This window comes from Streptomyces sp. NPDC102283 (genome assembly GCF_044766265.1).
In the GTDB taxonomy this organism is placed as follows: domain Bacteria; phylum Actinomycetota; class Actinomycetes; order Streptomycetales; family Streptomycetaceae; genus Streptomyces.
The window spans coordinates 133,668-140,243 of record NZ_JBIWLQ010000023.1 but is presented as its reverse complement, the minus strand read 5'-3'; the positions used below and the strand labels follow the sequence as shown (position 1 = coordinate 140,243).

6 protein-coding genes are annotated in these 6,576 nt (G+C 68.3%); all 6 read left to right on the top strand.

The features are described 5' to 3' along the window. Window positions 1-194 precede the first annotated feature (194 nt). The 6 genes from ACIRJT_RS33530 (at window position 195) to ACIRJT_RS33505 (ending at window position 6,537) form a co-directional block, all read left to right on the top strand. The gene (locus ACIRJT_RS33530) at window positions 195-803 is read left to right on the top strand and encodes a CDP-alcohol phosphatidyltransferase family protein (RefSeq protein WP_018957757.1); all 609 of its coding nucleotides are present in this window, start codon (window positions 195-197) and stop codon (window positions 801-803) included. A gap of 111 nt (window positions 804-914) precedes the next feature. Beyond that, window positions 915-3,410: a sugar phosphate nucleotidyltransferase gene (locus ACIRJT_RS33525; protein ID WP_403916826.1), complete on the top strand. Its 2,496-nt coding sequence runs from the start codon at window positions 915-917 to the stop codon at window positions 3,408-3,410. Between the two features lie 98 nt (window positions 3,411-3,508). After that, window positions 3,509-4,423 carry a DUF881 domain-containing protein gene (locus ACIRJT_RS33520; RefSeq protein ID WP_403916824.1) on the top strand — a complete coding sequence of 305 codons (915 nt, stop codon included), beginning with the start codon at window positions 3,509-3,511 and terminating at the stop codon, window positions 4,421-4,423. Beyond that, window positions 4,420-4,752 carry a small basic family protein gene (locus ACIRJT_RS33515; RefSeq protein WP_003970459.1) on the top strand — a complete coding sequence of 111 codons (333 nt, stop codon included), beginning with the start codon at window positions 4,420-4,422 and terminating at the stop codon, window positions 4,750-4,752. The genes ACIRJT_RS33520 and ACIRJT_RS33515 overlap by 4 nt, the downstream gene beginning before the upstream one ends. Before the next feature lie 5 nt (window positions 4,753-4,757). Then, window positions 4,758-5,567 (top strand): DUF881 domain-containing protein, encoded by an 810-nt coding sequence (locus tag ACIRJT_RS33510; protein WP_403916821.1) that lies wholly within the window; start codon window positions 4,758-4,760, stop codon window positions 5,565-5,567. A 190-nt stretch (window positions 5,568-5,757) separates the two neighbouring features. Beyond that, the gene (locus ACIRJT_RS33505; RefSeq protein WP_403916819.1) at window positions 5,758-6,537 is read left to right on the top strand and encodes an FHA domain-containing protein; all 780 of its coding nucleotides are present in this window, start codon (window positions 5,758-5,760) and stop codon (window positions 6,535-6,537) included. The last annotated feature ends 39 nt before the right edge of the window (window positions 6,538-6,576 follow it).

The window sequence follows — 6,576 nt, the reverse complement described above, 5'->3', positions numbered from 1 at the left end:
GTACTGCAGGGGGGACCCTGTGGGAGAGTAGGACGCCGCCGAACAATTTTTCCGGGAAAGCCCCGTGCCTTGTGGCACGGGGCTTTTCTGCGTTCCAGGATCGTCTTCGACCTCCACCCCCGTGCACCGGACGGGGGGAGCTGAGGGTAGGGTCAGGGGGCATCATTGGCACGTTCTTCACAGGAGGCCCCCGGGTGGAGGTCCAGGAGACTCGGGTCCAGACGGACCGGGTCCTCACCATCCCCAACATCCTCAGCATGGCTCGCCTTGTCGGGGTACCGCTCTTCCTGTGGCTGATTCTTCGCCCCGTGTTCGGAGGGCCCAACAGCGACAACTGGGCCCTGCTGGTACTGATGCTCAGCGGCATCAGTGACTACCTCGACGGTAAGCTCGCCCGCAAGTGGAACCAGATCAGCAGCCTCGGCCGGCTCCTGGACCCGGCGGCTGACCGCCTCTACATCCTTTCCACCCTTGTGGGCCTCACCTGGCGGGAGATCCTGCCCCTCTGGGTCACCGCGGCGCTTCTCGCCCGGGAGCTGATGCTCCTGGTGATGGTGGCCATCCTGCGACGCCACGGCTATCCGCCCCCGCAGGTGAACTTCCTCGGAAAAGCTGCAACCTTCAACCTGATGTACGCGTTCCCCTTGTTGCTGCTCAGCGACGGGAGTGGTTGGCTGGCCACACTGGCTGCCGTCTTCGGATGGGCGTTCGCAGGATGGGGTACAACGCTCTACTGGTGGGCAGGAATCCTCTATGTGGTTCAGGTCCGCCGGATCGTGAAGGCGGACGCAGTAGCCGATTGAGCTCGTTGATGCGGTGCCGCGCAGTGTGGCCGGCCCGCGGCAGATGGTGTGAATGATGCCCGACGGGCGAACTCGGCTAACCGTCGTCTCTTTTAGGAGGACGTTTCCGATATGAAGGCCGTCGTGATGGCTGGTGGCGAAGGCACACGCCTTCGCCCCATGACCTCGAGCATGCCCAAGCCGCTCCTGCCCGTGGCCAACAGGCCGATCATGGAGCACGTCCTGCGGCTGCTCAAGCGGCATGGGCTCAGTGAAACCGTGGTGACCGTCCAGTTCCTCGCCTCCCTGGTCAAGAATTATTTCGGGGACGGCGAGGAGCTCGGGATGGAGCTCACCTACGCCAACGAGGAGAAGCCACTCGGCACCGCGGGCAGCGTGAAGAACGCCGAGGAGGCGTTGAAGGACGACACGTTCCTCGTCATTTCCGGTGACGCGCTCACCGACTTCGACCTCACCGACCTCATCGCGTTCCACAAGGAAAAGGGCGGCCTCGTCACGGTCTGCCTGACCAGGGTTCCCAATCCGCTGGAATTCGGGATCACCATCGTGGACGAGAACGGTCAGGTCGAACGGTTCCTGGAGAAGCCGACCTGGGGACAGGTCTTCTCGGACACCGTGAACACGGGCATCTACGTCATGGAGCCCGAGGTCTTCGACTACGTCCAGGCCGACACCTCGGTCGACTGGTCCGGTGACGTCTTCCCTCAGCTGATGAAGGAGGGCAAGCCCATCTACGGCTACATCGCCGAGGGCTACTGGGAGGACGTGGGCACCCACGAAAGCTATGTGAAGGCCCAGGCGGACGTCCTGGAGCGCAAGGTCGACGTGGAGCTCGACGGTTTCGAGATCTCGCCAGGCGTATGGGTGGCCGAAGGCGCTGAGGTGCACCCCGACGCCGTGCTGCGCGGGCCGCTGTACATCGGCGACTACGCCAAGGTCGAAGCAGACGTCGAGATCCGCGAACACACCGTGGTGGGGTCGAACGTCGTCGTCAAGACGGGCGCCTTCCTCCACAAGGCCGTGGTGCACGACAACGTCTACATCGGACAGCACAGCAATCTCCGGGGCTGCGTGGTCGGCAAGAACACCGACATCATGCGTGCGGCCCGGATCGAGGACGGCGCCGTCATCGGCGACGAATGCCTGGTCGGCGAGGAGTCGATCATCCAGGGCAACGTCCGGGTGTACCCGTTCAAGACGATCGAGGCCGGCGCGTTCGTCAACACCTCGGTGATCTGGGAGTCCCGCGGACAGGCGCACCTCTTCGGGGCGCGCGGGGTCTCCGGCATCCTGAACGTCGAGATCACCCCCGAACTGGCCGTACGGCTGGCCGGCGCCTACGCCACGACCCTGAAGAAGGGCTCGACGGTCACGACCGCCCGTGACCACTCCCGAGGCGCCCGCGCCCTCAAGAGGGCCGTCATCTCGGCTCTCCAGGCCAGCGCCATCGACGTCCGGGACCTGGAGAACGTACCCCTGCCCGTGGCACGCCAGCAGACCGCCCGGGGCAGTGCCGGCGGCATCATGATCCGTACGTCGCCCGGGGTGCCCGACTCGGTGGACATCATGTTCATCGACGAGCGGGGCGCTGACCTCTCGCAGGCACAGCAGCGCAAGCTCGACCGCGTCTACGCACGCCAGGAGTACCGCAGGGCCTTCCCCGGCGAGATCGGGGACCTGCACTTCCCGTCCAGCGTGTTCGACTCGTACACCGGCTCCCTCCTGCGGAACGTCGACGTCGACGGCATCGCGGACTCCGGCCTCAAGGTCGTCGTCGACGCCTCCAACGGCAGCGCCGGGCTCGTCCTGCCCAGCCTGCTCGGGCGGCTCGGCGTGGACGCGCTGACGATCAACCCCGGACTCGACGAGTCTCGGCCCACCGAGTCCGCCGACACCCGGCGGGCCGGCCTCGTGCGGCTCGGGGAGATCGTGTCCTCCGCGCGGGCGGCCTTCGGGGTGCGGTTCGACCCGGTGGGCGAGCGGCTCTCCCTCGTCGACGAACTGGGCCGGATCATCGAGGACGACAGGGCCCTGCTGGTCCTCCTGGATCTCGTCGCCGCCGAGCGGCGCAGTGGTCGGGTCGCCCTGCCCGTGACGACCACACGCGTCGCCGAACAGGTGGCGGCCTACCACGGCACCCAGGTGGAGTGGACGACCACCTCGCCCGACGACCTGACCCGGGTGGGCCGTGAAGAGGACACCATCTTCGGAGGAGACGGGCGCGGAGGGTTCATCGTTCCCGAATTCAGCAGCGTCTTCGACGGGACCGCCGCCTTCGTCCGGCTGATCGGGCTCGTCGCGCGCACCCAGCTCACCCTGAGCCAGATCGACGCCCGGATTCCCCGGGCGCATGTCCTGCGCCGCGACCTGGCGACGCCCTGGGCGGTCAAGGGGCTCGTCATGCGCCGGGTCGTCGAAGCGGCCGGTAACCGCAGCGTGGACACCACGGACGGGGTCCGTGTGGTCGAGGCGGACGGACGGTGGATCATGGTCCTGCCCGACCGGGCGGAGGCCGTCACCCATCTGTGGGCGGAAGGCCCGGACGACGCCTCGGCCCAGGCACTGCTCGACGAGTGGGCCGCGGTGGTGGACAGCGCCGGAGACTGACGGCATGACGGTGCGCCGCGACGCCCCCGCCCCGGGCGTCGCGGCGCACCGGTGGGGCCATTCGGCGGCAGCCGTGATGACGTGCGACGATGTGCGGCATGTCGCAGCAGTCCCCCGATCGGAGCACCTCCTCGCCGCCCGCACGCCCCGACGCCTCCATGTCGCTGCTGAACAACGTGATGGACCACAGCCTCGACGACGGTTACGCGGAGGCGTCCGCGCGACGCAGGGCCGACGGGAGCGCCGGGCTGCCCCGTACGCTCAAGTCGAAGCTCGGCCTGGCCGCCGGACTGGTGGTGGCCGCCCTCGTGGTCACCCTCGGTGCCGCCGAGGCGCGGATCTCCGCGCCGGTCGTCGCCAAGGAGCGCGAGGAGTTGATCGATCGCATCGACGCGGAGACGGAGGCCGCGGACACGCTGGAGTCCGAGGTCGACGAGCTCCGCGCCGATGTGGGCGAACGTCAGCGCAAGGCACTTGAGCAGCACGGCGGGGACCAGGGGCAGCTGGTGGCGTTGCTGGCCGGAGCGACGCCGGTCCAGGGCCCAGGCGTGAAGCTGGTCGTCGACGACGCGAAGGACACCGACCAGGGTGGCGGAGGGCCACGTGAGTCGACCGGCTTCGCCGACACCGGGCGGATGCGCGACCGGGACATGCAGCGTGTCGTCAACGGCCTGTGGGAATCCGGGGCCGAGGCCATCGCCATCAATGGGCAAAGGCTGACGGCGCTGTCGGCCATCCGGGCCGCAGGCGACGCCATACTGGTCGACAACAGACCGCTCGTGCCGCCGTACACGGTGCTCGCGGTGGGCGACGGCAAGAAGCTCGCGACCGCCTTCCAGGACAGCGCCGACGGCCAGTACCTTCAGGCGCTCAAGGAGAGCTTCGACATCCGCACCAGCATCTCCGATCAGGCGGAGGTGCGGCTTCCGGCCGCGCCGAGCCTGATCGTCCGTACAGCAGAGCCGAAGGCCGCCGGCAGTGGTGCGGCAGACACAGGGAAGGGCACATCGTGATCGCCGTACTGGGCCTCGTCGTGGGAGTCGTGGTCGGACTGTTGGTCCGGCCCGAGGTACCGGCGGTGGTCGAGCCCTACCTGCCGATCGCGGTGGTCGCCGCGCTCGACGCCGTCTTCGGCGGTCTGCGGGCCATGCTCGACGGCATCTTCGTCGACAAGGTCTTCGTGGTCTCCTTCCTCTCCAACGTCGTGGTGGCCGCACTGATCGTCTTCCTCGGCGACAAACTGGGTGTCGGCGCTCAGCTCTCCACCGGTGTGGTGGTCGTGCTGGGCATCCGGATCTTCTCCAACGCCGCCGCGATCCGCCGGCACGTCTTCCGGGCTTGAGGCCGATGAACAACGACGAGAATCCTCGCAGCGAACAGCCCGAGGGCGGCGCGTCCGCCAGCCCGAAGGCCCCCGCGCCGCCGCCCGCCGCAGAGGTGTCCGGCCGTCAGAGGCTCAAGGCGGGCCTGTGGCCGCCGCGGCTCAGCCGGGCCCAACTGATCGTCGCCGTGCTGCTGTTCGGGCTCGGCCTGGGGCTCGCCATCCAGGTGCGGTCCACCAGCGACGACAGTGCGCTGCGCGGCGCCCGGCAGGAGGACCTGGTCCGCATCCTCGACGAGGTCGACGACCGGACCCAGCGTCTGGAGGACGAGAAGCAGCGTCTGGACGATCAGCGCACCGAGCTGGAGAACAGCTCCGACCAGGCCGAGGAGGCGCGGAAGCAGACGCTGGAGAAGGAACGCCAGCTCGGCATCCTCGCGGGTACCGTGGCGGCGCAGGGCCCCGGTATCACGCTGACGATCACCGACCCGTCGAGGGCGGTCGCGCCCGACATGCTGCTCGACGCCATCCAGGAACTGCGGGCGGCGGGGGCCGAGGCGATCCAGGTCAACGGGGTGCGGGTGGTGGCCAACACCTACTTCTCCGGGGACGCCGGTGACGTCCAGGTGGACGGGAAGAAGATCGAGGCACCGTACGAGTTCACGGTGATCGGCAAACCGCAGGATCTGGAGCCCGCCCTCAACATTCCCGGCGGTGTGGTCCAGACGTTGGAGAAGGAGCAGGCCACGGTGCTCGTGGAGCGGTCCGACGACATCGTCGTCGACGCCTTGCGACCGGCGCAGCGGCCTGACTACGCTCGGTCGTCATCCCCGTGAGCCGGGGATACGTGAGGGCCGGTGGAGCGGGTCGGACGGTTGCGGGGGGTCGGCGCACCGGATTGGTGGTGCGTGGTGGAAACTGTCGGGTGGATACGGACGTTGTGAAGATGTCCGGGTCGGCAGGTGTGTTCAATCAGGGTTCGTCCTGCCCCACGGGCGGGTCTATGTCGGTCAAGGGGAATCGCCCGTGAAGTTGTTTGCGAAGTTGTTCGGGAAGAGTGCACGCGAGGACAGCAACAGTGCTGCCCGCCACCGCGCGCCGCGCCACGGTCAGGGCGAGGAGCAGGAGGCGGAGCGTCCGCTCTTCCGTGACGAGGTGTCCGGCGCCCCGGGTGGTGACGGCGTGTCGTCTGTTGACCCTGCCGGTGCCGGACGCATAGGTTTCGGCGCACCATCAGCCTCGAGTGCGGGTGGAGGGTTCACCCCGGAGGGCTCGTCGATGCCGGTCTGCACGAGGTGCGGTCACCGCAACACGGAGGCCAGCAGGTTCTGTTCCAACTGCGGCGCGCCGCTGCGGGGCGGAATTCCCGAGCGTGCCTCGGAGACGACGTCCACCATCTCCATCTCCGGCCTCGAGGCGTACGAGGCGGAGGCGACGGGCCAGACCGCTCTGCCCTCGCTCTCCCCGGAGGCCCAGGCGGCGGTCGACGCGCTGCCCGGCGGATCGGCGTTGCTGGTCGTGAGGAGGGGCCCGAACTCCGGGAGCCGCTTCCTGCTCGACAGCGACCTGACCACGGCCGGCCGTCACCCGCAGAGCGACATCTTTCTCGATGACGTGACCGTGTCGCGGCGTCATGTGGAGTTCCGCAGGAGCCCGGACGGTAGCTTCACCGTGGGTGATGTCGGCAGCCTCAACGGCACCTACGTCAACCGTGAGCGCATCGATTCGGTCCAGCTGTCCAACGGCGACGAAGTCCAGATCGGAAAGTACCGCCTGGTCTTCTATGCGAGCCCGCGGGGCGTGTGACCAGCCCCCGGACTCCGTCCGGGGGGACCCCGAGGAAGG